We start from the raw sequence: 23818 nt of genomic DNA, 5'->3' as shown, positions 1-23818 counted from the left end.
GATTGTTACAAAATCTGCCAAAGGTGTTTATCAAAACCCCACCTATATGAATCCCCACCCCACGCCTAGAATCCGCCCCGCAACAAGACAAACCCTGATTAACCCAGTTGCAGCCCCCACGAAGGCCGTTAATCAAACACTTGAAAACCCAAGTTCCACACGCAACCCCACAAAGGTTGCGTGACCCCACTCGACCTCTAAAAGGTAAAAACGAAATGAAAGCTTTATTAGTTCTGGCCCTCTCCAGCCTGTGCGCAACCGCCATGGCAGACGAGGTCCCGACTGATGTCGCACAGCAACAACCGGTTATCGAGGAATACACTTACTCCACCCATTTGGACATCGCCAAAGTGATCTCCATGAGCGATGTTCCCAATGTCTGTGAAGTCGTTCCAATGAAAATGGAATACGACGACTCCAAAGGCCAACGCCACATCCTGCGCTACAGCGTCATGGGCAACGGCTGCTCCAACGGCTGATCACCGCCCCCTCCCAATACGGTTCGACCCAACGGCCTGGATGCTTGAGGCTGCTGAAGCGCCGAACCGTATAGATCGATTTTTACGATTGGTTAAAGCATATATTTGCGCTTTTTAATCAAAATTGTCGGCGTAGTATGAATTCCACACCAAGACATACAACGACGACGAACTGGAGCAACCACCATGAAAACCAAACTGATTCTCGCCCTGACCCTCTCTGTACTGGCCGCCAACACCTTCGCTGCTGACGGCTACGACCGCACAGGCTCGGCCGTTTTCACCACGGCATCGGCCGCTGCTGTCTCGACGACGTTCGCCGCTGACGGTGCTGATCATGTAGGGGCAAGCAAACTCGCTGCTGACGGTGCTGACCACGTCGGTGCAAGCAAACTCGCTTCCGATGGTGCCGACCATGTTGGCGCAAGCAAACTTGCTTCCGATGGTGCTGACCACGTCGGTGCAAGCAAACTCGCTTCCGATGGTGCTGACCACGTCGGTGCAAGCAAACTCGCTTCCGATGGTGCTGACCACGTCGGTGCAAGCAAACTCGCTGCTGACGGTGCCGACCATGTGGGTGCTTCCAAGCTCGCGGCCGATGGTTCGGATCACGTCGGTGCCGCTCGCCTCAGCTGATCGGCGAGCATGACTTCACAGCCCGACTTCGGTCGGGCTTAGTTGTGTCCAGCCCCGCCAAAAACCGACCTAAAACACAAGATGTAGTAAAAAACGCCTTTTTTGACTGTTTTTTGAACAAAAAAAATGGCGCTGAAAAATTTATGAAAAAAAATCTGCCACAGCCATATCCAGCCAAAGCCCTGTAAACCCTCGCTCCGACCGAAAAACCCTCCTGCTCGAACGATCCGTGCGCGGATTCGCCCCACCACTGCCGCAAAAATTTCCCTATAATGCCGCCTAAACCGGCCTGCAATATTCCCTTACAGGGAAGACTGCCAGTCTGAAGCCCACGCAAAAGTCCTACGCGACTTCTGCGCCCATCAGCGGCTCTCGGAACCCGGTACAAAATTATGTTTATTTGCCTGCGTGTACCGCTGCAAAAAACGCTATCAACGCGGCCAACAGGGCCGTGTGAAAAATACAGACATCCAATTTCACACGGGCACTCTGGCCCTCACGCAGGAGACGACACGTCATGCTGAGCTGGGACGAATTCGACAAAGAAGACACGGAAGTAGCGGCCAAGAGTGCCAACGCCGGCCACGCCACCGAAGCCAACATGGACCGTCTCGACAGCGCCGGCGGTGCCGCCGCCCTGGAAGCTCGCGCCGTTACATCCAATGACTCGCCTGCCGTTGTCCGCGCCAAGACTGCACTGGACAACCTCGACATCGCCGAAGGCCTGGCCGAACTCGAAGGCGCTTCCGCACGCGTCGCCGTCGACGAAAAAGCCATGATCAACTGCCGCGCCGACCTCAACCAGCTCGTACCCTTCAAGTACGACTGGGCCTGGCAGAAATACCTGGACGGCTGCGCAAACCACTGGATGCCGCAAGAAGTCAACATGACCGCCGACATCGCCCTCTGGAAAAACCCGGAAGGCCTGACCGACGACGAACGCCGCATCGTCATGCGCAACCTGGGCTTCTTCTCCACCGCCGACTCCCTGGTCGCCAACAACCTGGTGCTGGCCGTTTACCGCCTGATCACCAACCCGGAATGCCGCCAGTACATCCTGCGCCAGGCGTTCGAAGAAGCGATCCACACCCACGCCTACCAGTACTGCATCGAATCGCTGGCCATGGACGAAGGTGAAATCTTCAACATGTACCACGAGATCCCATCGGTCGCGAAAAAAGCCACCTGGGGCCTCAAGTACACCCGTTCGATCTCCGATCCGAAGTTCGAAACCGGCACCGTCGAAACCGACAAAGAGCTGCTGCGCAACCTGATCGCCTACTACTGCGTTCTGGAAGGCATCTTCTTCTACTGCGGCTTCACCCAGATCCTGTCCATGGGCCGTCGCAACAAAATGACCGGCGTCGCCGAGGAGTTCCAGTACATCCTGCGCGACGAATCCATGCACCTGAACTTCGGCATCGACGTGATCAACCAGATCAAGATCGAAAACCCACACCTGTGGGACGCCGAAATGAAGGAAGAAGCATCGCAAATGATCCTGCAAGGCACCCAACTGGAAATCGAATACGCCCGCGACACCATGCCGCGCGGTGTACTGGGCATGAACGCCGCGATGATGGAGGACTACCTCAAATTCATCGCCAACCGTCGCCTGTCGCAGATCGGCCTGAAAGAAGAATACCCAGGCACCACCAACCCGTTCCCATGGATGAGCGAGATCATGGACTTGAAGAAAGAGAAGAACTTCTTTGAGACGCGTGTGATTGAGTATCAGACGGGTGGGGCTTTGAGCTGGGATTGATTTGCGAGTGAGCTGCGGTTTGGTAGCTTGAACAGCAGAATCAAAAAAGCCCTGATTTGATCAGGGCTTTTTATTGCCTCAAGAAAACAAGACACTGGACTGCACGATCGCAGGTCGATCGGACGTCAATAGCGGTCAATGAAATCCATTAACTGGTAGCTTTAGACTTAAGCTTCTCAAGCGCTTTATCGCAACCATAGTCGGCAGCTTTATCGAGATAGCGGAAATACTCTTCCTTTAGGTTGCGCCTCATCATTTCAGTCGCAAGGCTCATGTAGAGGTTTGCGCGGAAACCATTTCCATCGAGGTATATGACTGCCGTATCGCGCTCAAGACGTCTGCAAGCCGACAACATCGCCGGCTGAGGATAGTACTTGCTAAACGCGGCGTCGCTTGCAGGAAGCTGTTCGATCAATAAAAGAAAACCGGGAGTTTTCACTTCATCGAAGCAGTAGAAAAGCATTTTCAATCCAGCCGGAGCAAAGCCCTGGCTCAAGCTAGATCTCAAGAGAGAGCAGACCTGATCGACAACCTGTTCGCGATCGTCAAAGTGCGAAGATAACCACGCTAACCGGTACTGAGCAGCAGGGTTACCTTCATCGGCTGATTGCTTGAGTGGCGGTACACCCTCACTTAAAAGTGCCTGCACTTTTTCCGGTAGCTCTGCCGATAATCATCGGAAATTTTCTCACCGGGTGACAACTTGCCTCGAATGCTAGATAGCTCGATTTCTGCTTCATCAATTTTTTCTAGGTACGGCAATGCCTTGAAATAGAGCTCATCGCTTTCCAAAGAAATTTTAAGCGTTTCTGCATGTACAGACGTCGCTAAAAAGAGCAAAAAAATTAAAGAAAAGCGTTCGGCAACCAGCTTTATCACGGGTCCATCCTAGAGAAGGTCATTCGATCACCGATGATATCACAAGGCCACATCCGGGCTTTTCGAGTCTGTTTAATTGACGTGATTTTCTGTAGCGCCCACCTACTCACCGGCACCCACTCCCCTACAACATTCCCAGCCACTTCGACATTGATACCCGCTGAAAGCACCTTTATGCTCCAACACAGGTGCCTAAGAAACGCCCAACGTAGAAGCTAATTTCCTCACACCGAATGCATGCTGGCGTCCGCCTTGTATGTGCGGTGTGTGAAGAAAGAGCTTGTTGGGATTTCTTAGATCCTCTACGTCGGGTGCCGGCCCTCTTCAACTTCACACGTAGAGGTAATGAATATGCCTAGCAAGGTCTCGAAACGCGCCGTCATCACAGAGCCTTCCGTCTCGACAGTTTTCAGCCGCCACAATCTCTCTCTTCATGCCCTTCTCCATGAAAACCAGCCATGGTTCTGCGCTCGCGATATTGGCCGCTTGATGGGCTTCCATCTCAGCGATCGCATGGTCAGCAAGCTGGATAAAGATCAGCATCAAGTCCTGTGGATTGATTATTACCACCAGCCAGAAAAGCAGCTGATGCTAAGCGAATCCGGCGTGTATGCGCTGTTGGTGTATCACTACGCTCCAGAGAATCGGTTACTGCGTGAATGGTTGACCCATCAGGTCGTACCAGCGTTACGTGACGCGCAGACTTCTGACGATTCAGATCGTCCGATGCTGAGTTTGTTGGATTGGCCGAAGATGTCGTTGAGCATGCTGCATTGGCAGGGCGAGGGATGGATTAGGCTGCGGGATATGCCTTACTTGTTAGAAGACCACGCACCGAGTCCGATGAAAGCGACTAAGCCTTGGCGGCGCAGAGTCATGGATATTTTTCAGTTATCCAAGCATTCGTTGGGATAGTGATACACCTGTAGGAAGCGCCATCTCTTACTGTAGGAATTTTCGTAGACAACCGTAATGGCCACTCAGTATCGTCCGAGGGTTTTCAACCCTCGGCGATTGTATGGACACGTTTAAGAGCAATAGCGATTGGAACGACGCGGAAATTCAGGCCGCAGTAGATGCTTACTTGAGCATGCTCGCGCGCGAGCAGGCTGGTCAGTCGATCAATAAAGCTCATGAAAACCGAGTCTTACGCGAAGGGCTGTTAGCAGGTCGCACCAAAGGTTCTGTTGAATTTCGGATGCAGAACATTTCCACCGTATTGGTCGAGTTGGGTCGCAGGCGCATTGAGGGATATAAGCCTGCTAAAAATGTTGGCGCCAACGTTGCGATAAGCATTCGTAAAGCACTCAACGCTCCAACCCCCGTAGCCCCCGAAGATTTCGCCCCAACGGCAGATGAGACGACACTCGAGCAGCGAGCCGCGAAGCTTGAGCAGCAGCCGATCACCGATGAGCCAAAGGGGATCGAAAAACCACAACAGGCCCAGTCCAGCGCAAAGTCGTTTATCCGGGATCCTGGAGTCAGGGCATGGGTTCGACGACAGGCCGCGGGAAAATGTGAAGGTTGTGGTGAACCAGCCCCATTCGAAAAATCAGGCAAACCGTTTCTTGAGGTCCATCACGTTAAGCATCTAGCGCGGGAAGGCTCGGACCGCCCCAGCAATGCGGTAGCGCTATGCCCGAACTGTCATCGTCGTTGCCATCATTCGGATGACAGTGCGGCATTTACCGAATCGCTCTATCAGAAGGTTGGGCGATTGCTTCGTGAGTAAGCTGGCAATTGATGGGGTCTGCGAGCTCCATTCTGCTACTCCACCCACTCCACATAACTCGACTCCCCCCACCCTCCGCCCCCGACAACCACCCCCACACAAACGCCAGCGTCGTGCGCCCTGCCCCATCGACACCCACCGTGCCGCGCGACCAGCCGGACAGGATCTCGCCGTCATGGGTGATGCAGTGAAACAGCAGTTCGATGCTATCGGGGCCGGTGACGCGGCCCACTTGGTGGCCTGTGCGGATTCGGCCGCCCTGGTAGGTGCTGGTGATGGCATTGCCTTCGACCCGGTAATGAAACACGGTGCCGGTGCCGGAGAGGCCGTGGGTGTTGCCGGCGACGGTGAAGCGGCGGTTGTGCAGGCGTTCGTTGACGGGCATGGGTGGGTCCTTGGGTTCGCTGAGTCCATTGTGTGGGCCATGGTAAGCGTGTTGGGTGTCTGCCGGGGCAAATCCTTCACACGCCGTTCGGCTCAATCGTCTCCCAGTTTCAGCGAACTCCGCTGGCGCTTCTCGATGGAGAATTTCAGCAAGGCGGCGCTGCGGAAGATGCCGTGGGCGAATTTGCTGTAGGGCATGGTCAGGAAGAAGGCCATGACCAGGCCAAGGTGCAGGCTGAGCAACAGCGCCATGGCCGGGGTTTCACGCGCGGCCAGCAAGGCCAGGCCACTCAGGCTGATGAGCAGGAGCAGGGCGATGAATCCGCGGTCCATGGGTTTCTGGTTGTGATCGCCCTGATCGGGATGCCGGCGCATGTTCAGCCACAACAGCCCGGCCGGCCCGATCAGCAAACCAATACCACCGGCGATGCCCAGCAACACCGGCACGCTGAGCACGGGATAAGGGGCCGACCAACCGGCCAGGTAGTGGTAGAGCGTGGCGACGGCGGTGGCGGCAAAACACAGCAAAAAACCGTAAAACGTGAGGTGGTGGAAGCGGCGGCGCCATAACGTAAAGGTATCGTCGGCATTGTTGCACCCTTGTCCATGGCCACCATCGAGGTACTTGAGGGTCAGGACGTTTTTGGCCGCTTCCATTGCCGCCGACTGCAATGGGACGGGTTGCCCGGCCGGGGTGATCTCGCGCCAGAATTTGCGTACACCCAGCGTGAGTGCCAGCAGCGCAAAACCAAAGACCGAACCGAACATCCACACCAACGTGTTGTGGGTGAAGATCGCGTAGAAGTTGCCGCCCTCCACCTGGGTCCACAGGTTGCCCGCGACCATCAGCGTCAACATCAGAAACAGCGCCAGCCCGGCACCGCTGGCCAGCGCCAAGGTCAGGCCATTGCGTTGGTAAAGCTTGCCCAGCGCCGGTGGCCAGGCATATTCGGCGTAGGTGTCCAGGCGCACGCGGGCCATGGCCTGCGGTACGTTGACGGCAAACTCGTGGGGCGCGGCGTACTGGCACGCGTGCAGGCAGGCACCGCAGTTGTGGCAAAGATTGGCCAGGTAGTGCGTATCGGCCTGCGCGAACACCAGGCGGCGGGTCATGGCCGGGAATACGGCGCAAAACCCTTCGCAATAACGGCATGCGTTGCAGATGGTCATCTGCCGCTCGACTTCGCGCTCATTCACATTCAGCACAGGGATCAGGTCATGACGCGCCTGGGTCGTGGGGTCAAACAGTTCCATGGTGATGCCCTGCCGGTTCTGATGGATGTTGAAAACCCAGCGCGGCGGCGGCGTGCACGCCCGCGAGGCGGCCAAACGCGGTGCCGATCGCCATGCCGATGCCGGCGGTGTAGCCTTTGCCCAATATGTTGCCCGCCATCATTTCCCCCGCCACAAACAGATTGGGCGAGGGTTTGCCGGCAAAACGCACCGCAGTGGTTTCATCGGTCTTGAGTCCCAGGTAGGTGAAGGTCACGCCCGGACGCAACGGATAGGCGTAATAAGGCGGAGTGCTGATGGGCCGAGCCCAGTGACTTTTGCCGGGCACGATGCCTTCGGTGTGACAGTCATCCAGCGCGGTGTGGTCGAACGTGCCCACGCGACAGGCACCGTTGAAGTCTTCGATGGTCTTGACGAACGCTTCGCAGGGCAAGCCGAGCTTTTGGGACAACCCGTGCAGGGTGTCGGCCTGCGTACCGGCAAACACGGGCGGCATGAACCGGCCGACCGACGTTTGATCAATGATCGAAAAACCCATCTGCCCCGGCTGTTGCGCCACCAGCCGGCCCCAGATGGCGTAGCGTTTGGGCCAGAAGTCCTCCCCTTCGTCATAGAAGCGCTGGCCGTCGCGGTTGACCACCACGCCCAGCGATACGCAGTCGATGCGCGTGCAAATGCCGCCGTCGTACAGCGGGGCCCGCGCGTCAATGGCGACCATATGCGCCTGGGTGGGGTCGCCAATGACGTCGGCCCCTTGATCGATCATCCGCTTGAGCAATGTGCCTTGATTGAAACGCGTGCCTCGGATCAGGAAATTGTCCGCCGGCCACTCGCCATCGGCATTGTGTCCCCAGGCTTCGCGCAGCCACTCGCGGTTCGACTCGAAGCCACCCGCGGCCAGCACACAGGCGCGGGCCTCGATGCGTTCACCCGGGACGCACTGGCCGTCGACCTCGGTGGCCTTCAGGTGAGCGGCGACAAAGCGGCCATTGTCCATTTCGATGTCAGCCACTTCGGCGTCGTAGCGCACCTGGATGCCCAAGCGCTCGGCGCTGCGAAAATAGGCATTGATCAGGGCCTTGCCGCCACCCATGAAGAACGCATTGGTACGCGCCACATGCAACGCGCCGGACAACGATGGTTGAAAATGCACGCCATGCCGGCGCATCCAGTCGCGGCAGGTCGAGGAGGCGCGAATGGTGATGCGCGCGAGTTTTTCGTCGGTCTGCCCGCCGGTGACCTTGAGGAGATCCTGCCAGTATTCCTCCTGCGGATAGGCGTCGATCAGCACATCCTGCTCAGCCTCGTGCATGCAGCGCAGGTTTCGCGTGTGCTGTGAGTTGCCACCTCGCCAGGCTTTGGGCGATGCCTCCAGCAGCGTGACGCTGGCACCGGCTTCGCGCGCCATCAGGGCGGCACACAGCGCCGCGTTGCCGCCCCCTATGACTAGAACGTCGATCATGATTTCTCCTCTACGGCGAGGAGCGTTGATCATTGCCTCCCCACGAATGGGCGGACGATAAGTCAGCCAGCCCAGGCTCGAAAGGCGCCCACGGGTGGGGGGTGTTCAGTTTTACTAAAGGCAGGACAGCTCAGCCCGCGACGGTGTTGCCCTCCAGCAGACTGGCGCCGGGCCAGCGCCCCTGGGCCACCAGTTCACGCGCCACCTCGATCATCACCACCCGCGCAGCCAGTGCGGCGGGTGACAGTTCATCGTCGGGCAAGGTGGTCAGGATATTGCGGCGGCCCACATGCGGGTCGGCAATCTGCACCATCGACAGCCCGCACTCGCCCGAGTGCGAGGCGGCCGCGCCGGGTTGGATGGTGGCGGCGAGACCGGCGCGCACGGTGTCCATGAGCACCGCCAAGCCGTCGACTTCCATGACGACGCGCGGTTCGACGCCCGAGCGCTCGAAGGCGCTCATCAATGCGGCGCGCAAGCCATGCTGCAAGCTGGGCAGGACCAGCGGCAGATGCCCCAGATCGGCCATCTGCACACTCGCCCCTTGCGGCGCACCGGCCAGATCCGGGGCGCAGATCACAAAGAGTTTTTCGTCGAGCAACGGCGTGATGGTCCAGCGCCGGGTCGCGTCCACCTGGAACAGGATGGCCACGTCCAGCTGGCGGGCAGCCAGTTGTGTGGCCAGGTGCCCGGAAAGCATTTCCACCAGGTGCAGTTGAATGTCCGGGTAACGCTCGCGCATGGCTTTGATCAAGGGCAGCGCCAGCACGGTGGCCGTCGTCGGCGGCAACCCGACGCTGACGTATCCGCTCATGCGCCCACGCTGGGCGGCTTGCATCGCGTACCCCGCCTGGCGGAGGGTCAGTTGGGCATGGTGCAGGAACGCGATGCCGGAGTTCGTCGGCGTCACCCCGACACTGCTGCGGATCAACAGGCGCGTGTTGAGTTCGCTTTCCAGCTTGCCGATCTGTTGGCTCAACGCCGACACGCCGACGTCCAGCTCGAGTGCAGCGCGCCCCAGGCTTTTGAGTTCAACGATCTTTACGAAATAACGCAGCTGTCGCAGTTCCAAGGCTCACCTTCCGTCGAGAGAATCATCCCGGATGCTTCACGCTGCCCGGGAACTGCGGCCATGGTCTCAAATCTTGAACTGCCCGAGCAGACTTTCCAGGCGGCTGCCAATTGTGTGCAGTTCGTGGGTGGTTTTGACGCCGCCCTGCGTCTGCTCGGCGACCCGTTCGATGGTGTGCGCCATGCCATGCACGCTGCGGTTGATCTCTTCCGCCACGGCGGTCTGTTCCTCGGCGGCACTGGCGATGTGGGCGTTCATGGCGTTGATGGTCGCGATGAGCTCAACCGCGTTGTCGAGGGATTGGCCTGCCTCCCCCGCCTGATGACTGGCGCTCATCCCGGCTTCGCTGGAGTGGTTCATGGCATTGACCACGCTGGCGGTCGCCCGATTGAGGCGCTCGATCATGGCCTGGATTTCCTGGGTGCTGAGCTGGGTGCGGCTGGCCAGGGCACGGACCTCGTCGGCGACCACCGCAAACCCACGGCCGGCATCGCCGGCACGCGCCGCTTCGATGGCCGCGTTGAGCGCTAGCAGGTTGGTCTGCTCGGCAATCGAGCGGATCACGTCGAGCACCGAGACGATGCTTGCCACATCGCTGCGCAAACCTTCCAGCGACGTGCCACCGTCGGATAACTCCACGGTCAGTGCTTGCAGGCGAGCGATGCTGGCATTGACCACGTGCCGGGCGCTCTGTGCCTGCTGGTCGGTGTCGGCGGCGGCCGTGGAAGCGCTTTGAGCGCTGGAGGCCACTTCCTGCGCCGCCGACGACATCTGGTTGATGGCGGCGGCGACCTGATCGGTTTCCTGGCGTTGCTGCTCCATGGCCTGATCGATGAGTTTGCTTTGTTGGGCGACATGTCCGACGGCGTTGCTCAGCTCCCCCGACATCGCGACGATCTGGCTGACCAGCCCATGAATCTTCTCGACGAAGGCGTTGAACGAGCCGGCCAATTGCCCGAACTCATCGGTGCCGGTGGCCGGCAGGCGCCGGGTCAAGTCACCCTCGCCGGCGGCGATTTCATCCAGGTGGCTGCGGATCAATGTCAAAGGACGCAGGCTGGTGTTTATCAGCCAGACCGCGAGGGCGCCAAACGCGGCGAGCAGCAACAGCGCGGTGACGGCGACGCCGATGAGCAGGCTTTGCACCCGCGACTGGATGTCCTCGCGCACGCGGGCCACCTGGCCGTCGATGTTGTCCAGGTTGATGGCCGTGACCACGATCAGGTCCCACTTGGGCAGGTAAAAGCTATAGGCGAGCTTGGGCACCACGGTATCGGTGTTGACCAGCGCACCGGAATAATTGACGTAGTGGGTCTGGTTTTTGGCCGCAGCCACCATTTCGCGGTTCAGGTAAACGCCGTTCTTGTCCTTGCGATCACTCATGTTGGTGCCCACGCCTTCGCTGCTGTCGCCGCGAAAGAGGCGCACCACCTGGCTGTCGTAGCCGATGAAGTACCCTTCGTCACCGTATTTGATGCGCGACAGCCGGGCGATGGCCTGCGCCCTGCCCGCCTGGTCGCCGGACTCGGCGCGATCATAAAGGTCGGCCACGGCCGTACGGGCGATACTGGCGTAATCCTTGAGACGATCGCGGCTCTCTTGCAGCAGGCGCTCGCGGGTGTTGGTGATGTCCTGCTCGGCGCTTGCCAACAGGTTCGCCCGCACGGTCAGACCCGCCACACTGGCAAACAGCAGCACGGGCAACAGGGTCAACCACAGTATTTTATTTTTGAAAGACAACGCTCAACTCCTTGCTCCTCAAGCCTGCCAAGGGCAGCGGCGTGCGGGGGCACGCCGCTGCGATGGACCTACCAGAGTGCGATGTCGTAGGTGAAGTAAATCCGGTTGCTGTCTCGCCCGCGCGAGAAGTCGGAGCGGTAAACGTAGTTGCGCAGCCTCACGCCCAGGCCCTTGAAGGTGCCTTGCTGCACCACGTAGGCGATTTCGGCGTCGCGCTCCCACTCTTTGACGGTGGTGTTGGACTTGCCGTCGTTGCCACTCAGGTAGCGCGTCGAAAACGTCAGGCCAGGCACGCCCAGGGTGGCAAAGTTGTAGCCATAACTGAGCATCCAGGTCTTCTCGTCTTCCTCGATGAACTTGCCGATGCCGACGTTGCTGAACGAGTAGACGGTGGCGCCGCTGATGTAAGGCAAGCCCGCATCACCGCTGAGCGCCTGGTAGCCGCCACCGAAGGTGTGCCCGGAAATGGCGTACGACAGTTGCCCGCTCCACATGGAGTTGTCGATTTTGCCGGCGTAGGCCGAGCCGGTGTCGACGCTGTTGAAGTAACGCAGGTCGCTGGTCAGCACGCCGCTGCCCAGGGGCAGATCGTGCTGAATACCGGCGAAGTTCTGCCGGTAGAAGTTCTCCAGCTCACCGTAGAAGTAACTCAGCCGGATGTTTTTCCCCAGTTTGTAGTCGGCACCGGCGTAGTTGAAGTCGCCGGATTTATCGCCGCTGTAACCGTCCGGAACAATCGGCATGCTGTCGGTGGAGTCACGCAGCTTGAAGCGATCCAGGTGACCGCCCGTGAGGGTCAGGTTGTCGATGTCGGTGCTGGTGACCTGAGTGCCCTGGTAGGTTTGCGGCAACAGGCGCGCATCGTTGTAAATCAGCACGGGGGTCTTGGGCAGCAAGGTGCCGTATTTGACCGTGGTGTTGGCCAGTCGAGCCTTGGCGGTCATGCCCAGGCTGGCGAACTCATCGGCCGCGCGCCCGTCGTCATGCACGGGCATCAGGCCAGTGCCGCTGCGCCCACGACCGGAGTCGAGCTTGAAGCCGACCAGGCCCAGGGCATCCGCACCAAACCCCAGGGTCCCGGCGGTGAAACCCGATTGGTAATCCAGCAGAAAGCCCTGTGCCCACTCGGTCCGCTCGCTTTTGGCAGTGCGGGCCGCCCGGGCGCTCATGCCATGTTCATCCCGGAAGTTTTCATTGAAGTACACGTTGCGCAATTGCAACTTGAGCTTGCTGTCGTCAATGAAACCTTCGGCGTTGGCATTGGCCAACGGCAGCATTGCCAGTAGTGGAAGAACAGCCCCGCGAGTCAATGAAGTGCGCATGTTTCGTTTCTCTTTGTTGTTATTCAGGGTGCAAGTGAGCGCACGCCCCCATCACCAGGGGCGTCAGCAATGATCAAACAGTGTGTGGGTGAATCAGGAGAACAGGCTGATGGCCCCGGTCAGCAGGGCCAGCGCCGTGATGACCAGTGAGGTCAGCACGGCCCATTTGACGGTGGCTTTCTGGAAGTCGCCGATGTCGCGATCGACCATACCCACCAGCAGCAACGTCGACGCCACGAGCGGGCTCATCAGGTGCACGGGCTGGCCGAGAATCGAGGCGCGGGCGATTTCCACCGGGTCGATGCCATACGCAGCGGCGGCGTTTGCCAGAATCGGCACAACCCCGAAGTAGTAGGCGTCGTTGGACAGCACGAAGGTCAGCGGCATGCTGGTGATGGCCACCACCAACGGGAACAGGTGTCCCCAGGACGGCGGGATCCAGTCAACCAGGGTTTGCGCCAGGGAATCGACCATCTTGGTGCCCGAGAAGATCCCGGCAAAGATGCCGGCGGCAAACACCAGCAGCACCACGGTCATGGCGTTGCCGGAGTGCGCCAGGATGCGCTCTTTCTGTATGTCCAGTTGCGGGTAGTTGATCATCAGCGCCAGCACGAAACCGATCAGGAACAGAATCGCCGAGTGCATGATGCCCATCACCAGCGCCACCATGACCGCGCACACCAGCAGCAGGTTGACGTAGGCCAGCTTCGGTCGTTTGTGCGGCGTGTCCTCAAGGATGGCCTTGATGTAGCAGTCCCCACCGCCGCTCTGCAGCTGGATATTGCCGATGCGCTTACGCTCGCGACGGCCCAGCAGGAACGCGGTGAACACTACCCAGGCTGCGCCACCGATCATGGTGGGCAGCAACGGCACGAAGTACTCGCCGGCATCCAGCCCCAGCGCGGCGATTGCCCGAGTGGCCGGCCCGCCCCACGGGGTCATGCCGCTCATGATGCTCAAGGACAACATGGCAATGGTGGCCAGGATCATCGGGTTCATGCCGATACGCTTGTACAACGGCAGCATGGCCGCGCACGTGATCATGTATGTGGTGGTGCCGTCGCCGTCCAGTGCCACGACCAGCGACAACAGGGCGGTGCCCACGGCGATTTTCATCGGGTCGCCGTTGACGCGCTTGAGGATCTTGCGAATCAGCGGGTCGAACAGCCCGGCGTCGATCATCAGGCCAAAAAACAGGATCGCAAACAGCAGCAGCGCGGCCGACGGAGCCACCATTTTCAAGCCGTCGAGCATCATCTTGCCGGTGGTGCCACCAAACCCGCCGATCACTGCGAAGACGATGGGCACCACCGTCAGCGCGACAATCGGCGACAAGCGTTTAGTCATAATCAGGAAGGTGAAGACCACCACCATGGCCAAACCAAGGAAAGCGAGCATAGTCAGATCTCTTGTTCTTATGATGAGCGTGGCCGACGCGCAGGCGCACGGCCCCTATGCGGCCGGGCGATCCGATCAACGGTGCCCGGCGCAGGTGAATGCAAAGGTTCTTTATGGGTGTTGCAGGATGCCTTGCGCGGTTAGCTGTGTGACGTGACCTTGGCGTTGTCCCAGGTAACGTCCGCAGCCGGCGCCACCACAGGCGGCGGATTGCCGTCGAGAGTGCGCATCAGCCTCTGGCGTTCGCAGGCGTTTTCCGAGATCGAGATCACCACAGTGGCGACGGCGTTACTGGCAAGGCTGGTCAGTGCGCGGGCTTCGGACATGAAGCGATCGATGCCGATCAACAACGCCAGGCCAGCCAGGGGAATGTCGTGGATGACCGTCAGGGTGGACGCCAACGCGACGAAACCGGAACCGGTGACACCGGCGGCGCCCTTGGAGGACAGCAGCATGATCGCCAGCATGGTCACGGTTTGCGTCAGGGTCAGTTCGATGTTGCAGGCTTGGGCGATGAACACCGCCGCCAGCGACAGGTAGATCGCCGTGCCATCGAGGTTGAACGAGTAACCCGTTGGCAGGACCAGGCCGACCACGCCTTTTTTGCAGCCCAGGGCTTCGAGTTTTTCCAGCATGCGCGGCATGACCGGTTCAGTCGACGAGGTGCCCAGCACCACCAGGAATTCTTCCCGGAAGTAGCGCAACAGCTTCCACAGGCTGAAGCCGTTGGCCCGGCAAATGCTGCCCAGCACCACGATGACGAAAAACGCGCAGGCGATGTACAAGGTCATGATCAGCTTGGCCAGCGAGCCCAGCGAGGTGATCCCGTATTGGCCCACAGTGAACGCCAGTGCGCCAAATGCACCCACCGGGGCGAATCGCATCAGGTAGGAGAAGATCTTGAACACCATGTGCGAAGCGGACTCCAGCACATTGAGCACCGGCTTGCCACGCTCGCCGATCGCCGAAAGGGCAAAACCGCTGAGCACGGCAATGAACAGCACGGGCAGCACTTCACCCTTGTTGAAGGCGCCAATGAAGGTGTCCGGGATGATGTGCATGAAAAACTCCACCACGCCCAGCTTCGCCGCCGAATCGGTGTACTGCGACAGGCCCTTGGTGCTCAACTGAGTCGGGTCGATGTTCATGCCCACGCCGGGCTTGAACAGATACACCGACACCAGGCCGATGATCAGGCTGATTACGGTCAGGCCCAGGAACAGCAACATGGTCTTGCTCAGCAGTCGGCCGAGCGAGCGCTTGTCGCTCATGCCGGCGATGCCGGTGACGATGGTGCAGAACACTACGGGGGCGATCATCATCTTGATCAACTTGATGAACGCGTCGCCCAGCGGTTTGAGGGCGACCGCCTGCTGCGACCAGAAATGGCCAACGAGCACGCCCAGGATGACAGCGCAGAGAATCTGGAAATACAGCGACTTTACAACTTTCATGGCATCACCCATTTTTTAGAATTGTGCTGATGCGGAAACGGCGATAACTAGGAGGACATCATCCGGCGAGTCGTTGAGAAGCCGTCGCGTAAACGAAACCTGAGAACAACCGGCGCGCCGTGCGTACGACCGAGGCGCGGATGGTCTCACCTTTATCACCGGTGTAGGACAAAACGACATCTATCCCACCACTTGGGTGTTCAATACGCACTTGCTTCAAGCGCGGTTCACTCACCCCGCCGAGCAGTTGCGCAACCACACTGCCCGGTGACACGCACGCGGTCGCCAGGCCGATAGAGCCGGTGATCGCCAGGGCGCGGTGGCAGTTGTGGGGCATGAAATAACGGACCTGAACGGTGCCACCCGCCTTGGCCGGGGAAACCAGCACTGGCTTGGGAATGACTTTGTCGCTGACATCACCCAGGCCCATCGCCAGGCCGGCCTGCAGGCGCAGGGCTTCCAGGCGCTGAAGGAACGACTTGTCGGCGTCGAGTTCCGCAGGGCTTTCGTCACCGCGCTTACCCAACTGGCCAGCTTCGATGATCATCATCGGCATGGCCATGTCGATGCACGTCATCGGCACACCGTCGATCACGTCCTGGGTGTTGCCGGTGGGGAACAGTTTGCCGGTCTTGCTGCCGGCCGCATCGAGAAAGGTCAGTTGAACCGGCGCCGCCGTACCCGGTACACCGTCGATGGCGGTGTCGCCTTCATAGCTGACGTTGCCACCTGGGGTCTGCACCTCGGAGTTCACGAAGGTGCCGGTGTTGAGGTTACGAATGCGCACCAGCGTCTGGGCCTTGGACGCCTTGACCAGACCCTGCTCGATAGCAAAGGGGCCCACGGCGCACAGCATGTTGCCGCAGTTGGGTGCCGTGTCGACCCGGCGCTGGGCAACCATCACCTGCACGAACAGGTAGTCGACGTCGGCATCAGGGTGCAGCGACGGGCTGACGATCGCCACCTTGCTGGTTTGCGGGCTACCGCCGCCGATGCCGTCGATTTCCAGTTCGTGACCGGAACCCATCAGGTTGAGCAGCAACTCATCGCGTTCGGGAATCGAAACGGGCAAATCCCACGCAAGAAATACGGGCCCCTTGGAGGTACCGCCACGCATAAGCACACAAGGAATTCGTTGCATGAAATCAGACTCTTGTTAATCAATAGGGGCAATTGATGCTCTGTGAACAAGAGTGACAGGAGGTCAGAAATGATTCCAATGCAAAGATTTGCGTTATTATTCCACTTAGCGAATCAATCAAACCGATGCCCGTCAGACCTTGGCCAATCGGAATCAGGGTGCTTGAACCATGGACTATGAGCTGAACGACATTCGATCGTTCGTGAAAATCGCCGAACTTGGAAGCTTTCACGAAGCGGCCGAGGCACTGCATTTGTCCCAGCCGGCCATGAGCCGGCGCATGAAGAAGCTCGAGGACGGCCTGGGCATTGCGCTGCTCGATCGCACCACGCGCAAGGTCAGCCTGACGAGCGTGGGTCGTGATTTTCTGCCCAAGGCACGTCGCCTGCTGGACGATTTCGACGACTCGATACTCAATATCCGCGAATTGGCCGAGCGCCAGGTCGGGCGGGTGACTCTGGCGTGCATCCCCACGGCAGCCTTCTACTTTTTGCCCTCGGTGATTCGCCTGTACAACGAGCGGTACCCGAAAATCCGTATCCGACTGCTTGACCTCAGTGCCAATGAAGGGCTGGAGGCGGTCCTGCGGGGTGAGGCGGATTTCGGCATCAACATGATGAGCGGGCAGCACCCGGACATCGAGTTCGTGCCACTGGTGAACGAACCGTTTGTGCTGGCGTGTCGCCGCGACCACGAACTGGCCGGGCGCAGCTCCGTCAGTTGGTCGGAATTGAGCGACTACCGCCTGATCGGCGTCGGCCGCCTCAGCGGCAACCGCATGCTGCTCGACCACGCGCTGTCCGGCCTGAGCTGGCGGCCGCAATGGTTTTACGAGGTGCAGCACCTTTCCACTTCGTTGGGCCTGGTCGAAGCCGGGCTCGGGGTGTCGGCCATGCCCAGCCTGGCGATGCCTGCAGTGGATCACCCGACGTTGGTAAGCGTGCCACTGGTGGACCCGGTGATAAACCGGTCCCTGGGGCTGGTTTACCGACGCGGCGCGTCGCTCTCCCCTGCGGCCGAAAAATTCGTATCGATACTTCTGGAACAGTGGGAGCGCTAAACTCGCACCGAACGCCCCTCAAGGACCTGCGCCCGTCATGAAATTCGATCTCGCCTATTGCCTGAGCCTTGACGACAAGTTGTCGATCTATGACGTGCGCGATCTCAATTTCGACGAGACGGTGGCGTTCGATTCGGCGAAGGAAGATTTCCAGTGCCCCAACGACGCCTGTCGTTTGGCGTTCGATGCGTCGAATGTGTTGACCACGTTCAATGCCAGGAATGTGAACTACGTGCGCACCCCGCACTTCAAGAACACGCCGAGCACGCGGCATGTGGCGGATTGTCCTTATGTGAGCCTCAAAGCGTCAGCCGGCGTTGATGGTGCACAAATGGATGACGGGCCGGAGGAGCATTTTCCGTCAGAGTTGTTGCTGACCCGGCGTCAGTATGTGCGTAAACCCTCGAGCGCGGACGCTTCAGCGGTCGACGGTCAAGTGGCGCCAGGGGCCGCGTCTTCAGCGCCCGGTGCAGGGCAGTCCAGCCGCGAGACTGCGCCAGACAAGACCCATGTCTTTGCCCATCCGGTGGAGTGTTTTGTTTCCAATTTCCCCGATAAGGACCTGCTCAAGCGCACGCCGTTGAAGGTGGGCGAGCACACGGCGCCTTACGCTTCGTTCTTCAAGAAGGTCGAGTACCTGACGGACAACAAGGGGCTCATTTATTGGGGGCGGATCAAGGAGATCAAGGATTACACCCAGAGCTTTCGCATCGATTTCGAGCAGAAGGTGTGGTTCAAGCAGGCGGATGAGGCGAAGAAAAAACCGTATTCGGTGAACGTCTACTTGAGCAAGAAACTGATCGAGAACTACCGCAAGCGCAAGGCGTTCCTGGAGGAGATCAAGCATGCAGTCGACAGTAAGGCCGAGTTGTATTGCTTCTTTTATGGCGTGACGCCGGAGTTGAAGCAGGTGCCGAGCAAGAAGAATCCCGAGCAGACGTTCGGGGTGTTCAGCGCAAATATCGAGAACCTGGATCACTTCATTATTCGGGAGGCGCCGGGGTTGGGTGGCTAGCGTGCAGGGGGGCACCATCCGTCAGGTCGACCATAGCGAAATCGCAGTATTCAAAAAATCAATTTGCTCCAGACTCAAAACAACTGTACAAAAACACAGTACATTTTGAGTCAGCACTTTCGAGCCCGGAGCACACCATGGCCTCTTATGCGATGAAAATCACCCTGGAACGTATCGCCCTCTTCCAATTCACCCCCGCCCATTGCGCGCAGGCCCGAGCGATGTTGGGGTGGAGTGTGGAGCAATTGTCGCGTGAAGCCGGGGTTGCGGTTGGCGAGATCGAGCGGTTCGAGGCCCGACGTGAGGCGGCGGATGCGGATCGGTTGGCGTTGGCTTATCGGTTTGAGTCGGAGGGGCTGATGTTCTTTCCGGGGTTTGCGCCGGGGCGTGGGATGAACGGGAAAGTCGCAACGGCGGAATCTGTTGTGTAGGAGCGAGTGCTCTCGATTGACGATTATTACCATATGGGTATATTCCGTTGTACGAGGAACTCGCTCTGGTAACCAGGTCATGATTGAAATAGAACAAAGCAGCGGGAACGTCTACGAGGACCTCTCGACACCCAACGCCAGTGGAATGCGCGTCAAATCCCTATTGGCGGCAAAAATTGGCGAGATCATCAAGGCACGGCATTTAACTCAGGTTCAAGCTTCCGAGATCCTCGGCCTGTCCCAACCCAAGCTCTCTGAAATGCTGCGCGGCAAGTTCCGCGGGATCAGTGAAGCCAAGATGATGGAGTGTCTTTCCCTGCTTGGGCGTGACATTCAGATCGTGGTCAAGTCGGCGCCTCGTTCCAGGAAAGAGGGGTTGATTGAGGTGGTGTTCAGTTGAGGACCCTGTAGGAGCGAGCATGCTCCTACAGGGTCAGGGGTCAGGGGTCAGGGTTTGAACGCTGGGACCTGGCGGGCGTTGGAGACTTGTTCGTAGCCATACGCCAAGGCGATCAGTTCGGCATCGCTCCAGCGCGGGCCGAAGAAGAAGACCGAGGTCGGCAGGCCGTTTTCGTCGATGCCGGAGGGCACCATGACGCCGGGATAGCCGGCCAACGGAGCGACGTTCATGGCGGGTGAGCCGACGTCCGAGACCATGGCATCGAGCTTATGGGTCATCAACAGCAGGTCGATGGCCGCTGCATTTTGACTTTGAATCTTGCGCCAGAGGTGGTTGTAGGTTTGCTCGTCGAACACCACGTCGTTGCCTGCGATCAGTGTGTCCTGGCTGAGGGCTTGCGGGCTTGCGGCGTTGAACAGGACGAGGTCTTGCAAGGTTTTGGCCGGGATACCGGACCGTGTGGCCAGATAGCGCGGCAGTTCACGCTTGATGCCCATGTGGAAGGCGTCGTCGACCCGCTCTGATAATGGATCACGCAGGTCGACAGGAATCAACGTCGCCCCCGCTGCCTGCATGAGTTCAAGGGCCTGGGAAAACTGCGGGTCTATCAGCAGCGGCAAACCGCTCTGGTCAAATTTGGCGGGGTAGCCGATGCGCTTGCCCACCAGGGTATTGGGGCGCAATAGCGCGGTGTAGTCGACGGTATCCTGGCCGTGAGGCTTTTGCACCGGGTCGGCTGGGTCGCTGCCGCGCATGGCGTTCATGAGCTGGGCAGCCTCGCGCACCGTGCGGGCCATCGGGCCAGGCGTGTCGAGTTTGTGTGTGACGGGGATGAGGCCGCTGCGGCTGAGCAGTCCCACGGTCGGCTTGATGCCGACCACGCCATTCAATGACGCCGGGCAGACGATTGAGCCGGCGGTTTCAGTGCCGACGGCCAGCGGGGCGAAACCGGCGGCGGTGGCCGCTGCGGAGCCGGAACTTGAGCCGCACACGTCACCGCTTAACACATGAGGATTTTTGGTTTGGCCACCCCGGCCACTCCAGCCAACAGGTAAGGTCGGATCGCGGAAAGCCGCCCATTCACTGAGGTTGGTTTTGCCGATAATGACAGCGCCTGCCTCCCTGAGACGCTGCACGATGTAGGCATCCTTTGGAGCCGGTTTGCCCACCATGGCCGGTGAGCCCGCGCTGGTCTGCATCTGATCGGAGGTGTCGATGTTGTCCTTGAGCAATACGGGGATGCCATGCAACGGTCCCCGAACGTAGCCCCACTGACGCTCCCGATCCAGGGCATAGGCGATGTCCAGTGCATCGGGGTTGAGTTCGATGATGGAATTGATCTTCGGGCCCTGTTCATCCAGCGCATAAATTCTTTGTTGCAGATGCATCACGAGCGCTGCGGCGGTCGTTTCCTTGCGTTCCATGCGCCGAGAAAGTTCATCGACACTGAGAAACTCCAACCTCGATTCGGATGTCGGTGCCTGGGCGTTGGCGGAGCTGGCGAGCGAAAGCAGAATGATCCTGACCAGCCACTTCAGGCGGCTGTTTAACGTAACGTCCATGAAAAAAAGATCCTTAGTAATGACGGTTGATGAGAGGAAAGCCCACTCCATTTCCAGCCTACCGAGGCCTCCGGAAATGTCCGTCATCACTTGTCGCCAGATCTCGTATGAAACTTCGCGTCTGTCGGTAGCCCGATCAGCCAGTGCTTTGCTGATACACCTGCTGCTCCACCTCGTACCACCAGGCACTGCCCCGCTGCGGATGCATGACGTTGAACGCCTGGCCCATCTGCGGCGTGGTGATAGAGACATTGCGGTCCCAGGCCAGGGCCAGGATGCGGTCGAACGGTTCGTACCAGGCGTGCATCGCCAAATCGAAGGTGCCGTTGTGAATCGGCAGCAGCCAGCGGCCCTTAAGGTCGATGTGTGCTTGCAGGGTCTGCTCAGGTTGCATGTGCACGTGCGGCCACTCGACGTTATAGGCGCCGGTTTCCATCAGCGTCAGATCAAACGGGCCGTACTGCTGGCCGATGCGTTTGAAGCCGTCGAAGTAGCCACTGTCGCCGCTGAAGAAAATGCGCGTGTCGCCATCGATGATCACCCACGACGCCCACAGCGTGCTGTTGCCGTCGAACAGGCCACGGCCGGAAAAGTGTTGCGACGGCGTGGCGGCGAATCGGATGCCAGCCACTTCAGTGCTTTGCCACCAATCCAGTTGGCGCACTTTGCTGGCCTCGATTCCCCACTTGATCAGCGTATCGCCGACGCCCAAGGGCGTGAGGAAGTAGTTGGTCTTGTCCGCCAGATCCAGCACGGCCTGATAATCGAGGTGGTCGTAGTGATCGTGGGACAGGATCACCGCCTCAATCGGTGGCAACTCTGCCAGGCTGATCGGTGGCTGGTGAAAACGCTTGGGACCGGCCCATTGCACCGGAGAGGCGCGCTCGGCGAACACCGGATCGGTGATCCAGAATTTGTCCTGCAGTTTCAGCAGGACTGTGGAATGGCCCAGGCGATAGACACTATGGTTGGGCGCGGCGATCAGCGCGTCATGGGTCAGGCGTTGCACCGGCACCGCAGCGGTTGGCTTGGTGTCGCGCGGTTTGTGAAAAATCATGTTCCACAGGATGCGCAGCATTTTGCGCAGCCCTTCGCGTTTGACCGGCGCATGGTTGCGAAACAGCCCATCGGTCTGACGGGAGGCCTCGGGTTCATTAGCGGTTGTGGCATTGGCCATGACGGATGACTCCAGGACGCCGCGCCGCTGGCGGCGTCTGCGATGAACGATAAATGGCCAAGGCACGCAAGCATCAGCCGGACACTTTATTTTTACTGGACAGGATTAACGAAACATTACACTGCACAGTGTAGTTTCTAGGTTGCATCAATTATCTTCACAAGTAAACTACCCAGTGTAATGACTAAATTTTCTACCGAAGCCCTTTATGACAGCTCCACAGCGCATCACCGACCGAAAACGCGAAGCGATCATCCAGGCCGCGATTGCCGAATTCCGTGACAACGGTTTCGACATCACCAGCATGGACAAGATCGCCGCCACCGCAGGCGTCTCGAAGCGCACGGTGTACAACCACTTCCCCAGCAAGGAAGCGTTGTTCGCCGAAATCCTTAATCAGTTGTGGGCACGGGTGACGGCTGAACAGGAAGCGGTTTACCGCCCCGAACTGCCTTTGCGTGAGCAGATGCGACGGATGCTCATGGCGAAGTTGCAGATGCTGGGCGATGACAACTTCCTCGACCTTGCGCGGGTGGCCATCGCAGCGACGATTCATTCTCCGGAGCGCGCTCAGGACATGGTCGCCAGAATGGGCGAGCGCGAAGAAGGCCTCACCGTATGGATTCGTGCGGCGCAGGCTGATGGGCGCTTGAAACCGGTGCCGCCGGAGTTCGCTGCGCAACAGGTGCAGGGCCTGCTCAAGTCCTTTGCCTTCTGGCCGCAGATTTCCATGGGTCAGCCAGGTCTTTCGCCCGAGATGCAGAGCACTGTGGTGGAATCGGCGCTGGACATGTTCCTGGCGTGTTATCAGTGTTGAACCCCAGTTGATTGTCACACGCAAGTTTGCCTTGTTAGGGTATGAGTTCGGCCTTTAGATGGGTGGTTTTTTTTAGGCCGCCATCGCGGGCAAGCCCGCTCCCACATAGGTACTACGTCGCACACAAGTCTGATGTGGGAGCGGGCTTGCCCGCGATGAGGCCCGCCCACACAGCGCAAATTCTCAGCCCTGCACCAAACTGCGAACCGCCGTAATCTGCGGCACTTCCCTCCGATTCATGTACACCCGCAACGGCTCGGTGATATTGATACGGTCATCGATGTGCTGGTCCAGCAGCAACTGGATCAGGTCGCGCTTGAGGGTCATGGCGTTTTCCGGCCCCGCAGCCCAGACGAATTCGCTGGCCGGGATGATGCCGTCATCCGCCACGTCCATGCCGAAGGAGTCTTCGCTGAAGCGCACGATGTATTGGCCGGTCTTGCGGTTGAGACCGACGAAGCCCTTGAGTTGGTCGGCGGCCTGGCAGATGAGTTGGGAAGTGATGCGCATATAAACCTCACAAAAGATCGATGGTTTACACGCCTGGCAAGATGGAGGGCGCTCCCTCTGCCGGGGAGACTGCCGTGGCCAAGATTACTGCAAAGCACCGCAAAGATGCGCTGGAAAATTGTTTTTTAAACACGTTTTTGTCGGTCTCG

Annotated in this window: 23 protein-coding genes and 2 pseudogenes; 10 read left to right on the top strand and 15 right to left on the bottom strand. The window is 59.1% G+C overall.

Annotation, left to right across the window (positions count from 1 at the left end; translation table 11 throughout):
- The first annotated feature begins 215 nt into the window (after positions 1-215).
- From AB4N33_RS28455 to AB4N33_RS28445, 3 genes are all read left to right on the top strand, one after another.
- Positions 216-479, top strand: coding sequence for a DUF2790 domain-containing protein (locus AB4N33_RS28455; RefSeq protein WP_460121697.1), 264 nt, complete (start codon positions 216-218; stop codon positions 477-479).
- Positions 480-665: 186 nt separating this feature from the next.
- The gene (locus tag AB4N33_RS28450) at positions 666-1115 is read left to right on the top strand and encodes a hypothetical protein (protein WP_476458717.1); all 450 of its coding nucleotides are present in this window, start codon (positions 666-668) and stop codon (positions 1113-1115) included.
- Between the two features lie 517 nt (positions 1116-1632).
- Complete coding sequence (locus AB4N33_RS28445) at positions 1633-2880, top strand: ribonucleotide-diphosphate reductase subunit beta (RefSeq protein ID WP_476458716.1); 1248 nt, start codon at positions 1633-1635, stop codon at positions 2878-2880.
- 148 nt (positions 2881-3028) lie between these two features.
- Here the strand turns inward: AB4N33_RS28445 and AB4N33_RS28440 are convergent, their stop codons facing one another.
- Together AB4N33_RS28440 and AB4N33_RS28435 are read right to left on the bottom strand one after the other, a co-directional pair.
- Positions 3029-3376 carry a hypothetical protein gene (locus AB4N33_RS28440; protein ID WP_476458715.1) on the bottom strand — a complete coding sequence of 116 codons (348 nt, stop codon included), beginning with the start codon at positions 3374-3376 and terminating at the stop codon, positions 3029-3031.
- A gap of 137 nt (positions 3377-3513) precedes the next feature.
- A complete protein-coding gene (locus AB4N33_RS28435; RefSeq protein WP_476458714.1) occupies positions 3514-3759 on the bottom strand; it encodes a hypothetical protein in 246 nt (81 codons plus the stop codon).
- A gap of 351 nt (positions 3760-4110) precedes the next feature.
- Between AB4N33_RS28435 and AB4N33_RS28430 the strand changes: the two genes are divergently transcribed.
- Together AB4N33_RS28430 and AB4N33_RS28425 are read left to right on the top strand one after the other, a co-directional pair.
- A complete protein-coding gene (locus AB4N33_RS28430) occupies positions 4111-4674 on the top strand; it encodes a BRO-N domain-containing protein (protein ID WP_476458713.1) in 564 nt (187 codons plus the stop codon).
- 103 nt (positions 4675-4777) lie between these two features.
- Positions 4778-5491: an HNH endonuclease gene (locus tag AB4N33_RS28425; protein ID WP_460121690.1), complete on the top strand. Its 714-nt coding sequence runs from the start codon at positions 4778-4780 to the stop codon at positions 5489-5491.
- Positions 5492-5526: 35 nt separating this feature from the next.
- On the opposite strand, the pseudogene AB4N33_RS28420 reads toward AB4N33_RS28425, so the two are convergent.
- From AB4N33_RS28420 to AB4N33_RS28375, 10 genes and pseudogenes are all read right to left on the bottom strand, one after another.
- Positions 5527-5876, bottom strand: a pseudogene (locus AB4N33_RS28420) (avidin-fold protein).
- 92 nt (positions 5877-5968) lie between these two features.
- Positions 5969-7129 (bottom strand): tricarballylate utilization 4Fe-4S protein TcuB, encoded by a 1161-nt coding sequence (tcuB, locus tag AB4N33_RS28415; RefSeq protein ID WP_476458712.1) that lies wholly within the window; start codon positions 7127-7129, stop codon positions 5969-5971.
- A complete protein-coding gene (tcuA, locus tag AB4N33_RS28410) occupies positions 7116-8570 on the bottom strand; it encodes an FAD-dependent tricarballylate dehydrogenase TcuA (protein ID WP_476458711.1) in 1455 nt (484 codons plus the stop codon). Before tcuA ends, tcuB begins: the two co-directional genes overlap by 14 nt.
- A 130-nt stretch (positions 8571-8700) precedes the next feature.
- The gene (locus AB4N33_RS28405) at positions 8701-9642 is read right to left on the bottom strand and encodes a LysR family transcriptional regulator (protein ID WP_476458710.1); all 942 of its coding nucleotides are present in this window, start codon (positions 9640-9642) and stop codon (positions 8701-8703) included.
- A 66-nt stretch (positions 9643-9708) separates the two neighbouring features.
- The gene (locus tag AB4N33_RS28400; protein ID WP_460126570.1) at positions 9709-10464 is read right to left on the bottom strand and encodes a methyl-accepting chemotaxis protein; all 756 of its coding nucleotides are present in this window, start codon (positions 10462-10464) and stop codon (positions 9709-9711) included.
- A 102-nt stretch (positions 10465-10566) separates the two neighbouring features.
- Positions 10567-11307: pseudogene (locus tag AB4N33_RS28395) on the bottom strand (cache domain-containing protein); the annotation flags it as partial.
- A gap of 143 nt (positions 11308-11450) precedes the next feature.
- Positions 11451-12704: an OprD family porin gene (locus AB4N33_RS28390; RefSeq protein ID WP_460141053.1), complete on the bottom strand. Its 1254-nt coding sequence runs from the start codon at positions 12702-12704 to the stop codon at positions 11451-11453.
- 93 nt (positions 12705-12797) lie between these two features.
- The gene (locus tag AB4N33_RS28385; RefSeq protein WP_460126569.1) at positions 12798-14123 is read right to left on the bottom strand and encodes a CitMHS family transporter; all 1326 of its coding nucleotides are present in this window, start codon (positions 14121-14123) and stop codon (positions 12798-12800) included.
- Positions 14124-14242: 119 nt separating this feature from the next.
- Positions 14243-15568, bottom strand: coding sequence for a dicarboxylate/amino acid:cation symporter (locus AB4N33_RS28380; protein ID WP_460141052.1), 1326 nt, complete (start codon positions 15566-15568; stop codon positions 14243-14245).
- Positions 15569-15614: 46 nt separating this feature from the next.
- Entirely contained in the window at positions 15615-16697 is a 1083-nt protein-coding gene (locus tag AB4N33_RS28375; RefSeq protein ID WP_476458709.1) for a 4-oxalomesaconate tautomerase, read from the bottom strand.
- 169 nt (positions 16698-16866) lie between these two features.
- Between AB4N33_RS28375 and AB4N33_RS28370 the strand changes: the two genes are divergently transcribed.
- The 4 genes from AB4N33_RS28370 to AB4N33_RS28355 all read left to right on the top strand — a co-directional run bounded on the left by AB4N33_RS28370 (position 16867) and on the right by AB4N33_RS28355 (position 19603).
- Entirely contained in the window at positions 16867-17757 is an 891-nt protein-coding gene (locus AB4N33_RS28370) for a LysR family transcriptional regulator (protein WP_460121676.1), read from the top strand.
- A 37-nt stretch (positions 17758-17794) separates the two neighbouring features.
- Entirely contained in the window at positions 17795-18772 is a 978-nt protein-coding gene (locus AB4N33_RS28365) for a hypothetical protein (RefSeq protein ID WP_476458708.1), read from the top strand.
- Positions 18773-18909: 137 nt separating this feature from the next.
- A complete protein-coding gene (locus tag AB4N33_RS28360) occupies positions 18910-19203 on the top strand; it encodes an XRE family transcriptional regulator (RefSeq protein WP_476458707.1) in 294 nt (97 codons plus the stop codon).
- A gap of 79 nt (positions 19204-19282) precedes the next feature.
- Positions 19283-19603, top strand: coding sequence for a helix-turn-helix domain-containing protein (locus AB4N33_RS28355; RefSeq protein ID WP_476458706.1), 321 nt, complete (start codon positions 19283-19285; stop codon positions 19601-19603).
- Positions 19604-19650: 47 nt separating this feature from the next.
- Here the strand turns inward: AB4N33_RS28355 and AB4N33_RS28350 are convergent, their stop codons facing one another.
- Both AB4N33_RS28350 and AB4N33_RS28345 read right to left on the bottom strand, forming a co-directional pair.
- Positions 19651-21165: an amidase family protein gene (locus AB4N33_RS28350; protein ID WP_476458705.1), complete on the bottom strand. Its 1515-nt coding sequence runs from the start codon at positions 21163-21165 to the stop codon at positions 19651-19653.
- Between the two features lie 136 nt (positions 21166-21301).
- On the bottom strand, positions 21302-22342 hold the full coding sequence (locus AB4N33_RS28345; RefSeq protein ID WP_476458704.1) for an MBL fold metallo-hydrolase: 1041 nt from the start codon (positions 22340-22342) through the stop codon (positions 21302-21304).
- A 208-nt stretch (positions 22343-22550) separates the two neighbouring features.
- Here AB4N33_RS28345 and AB4N33_RS28340 point away from each other — a divergent pair, with 208 nt between their 5' ends.
- On the top strand, positions 22551-23159 hold the full coding sequence (locus tag AB4N33_RS28340; RefSeq protein WP_460141048.1) for a TetR/AcrR family transcriptional regulator: 609 nt from the start codon (positions 22551-22553) through the stop codon (positions 23157-23159).
- Between the two features lie 183 nt (positions 23160-23342).
- Here AB4N33_RS28340 and AB4N33_RS28335 read toward each other — a convergent pair whose 3' ends face one another.
- Entirely contained in the window at positions 23343-23669 is a 327-nt protein-coding gene (locus tag AB4N33_RS28335) for a DUF2025 family protein (protein ID WP_460121664.1), read from the bottom strand.
- Positions 23670-23818: the final 149 nt, after the last annotated feature.

The sequence above is a fragment of the Pseudomonas sp. S1_E05 genome (genome assembly GCF_056337105.1).
The sequence above is the reverse complement of the archived record's forward strand: the minus strand, read 5'-3'. Positions and strand labels throughout refer to the sequence as shown.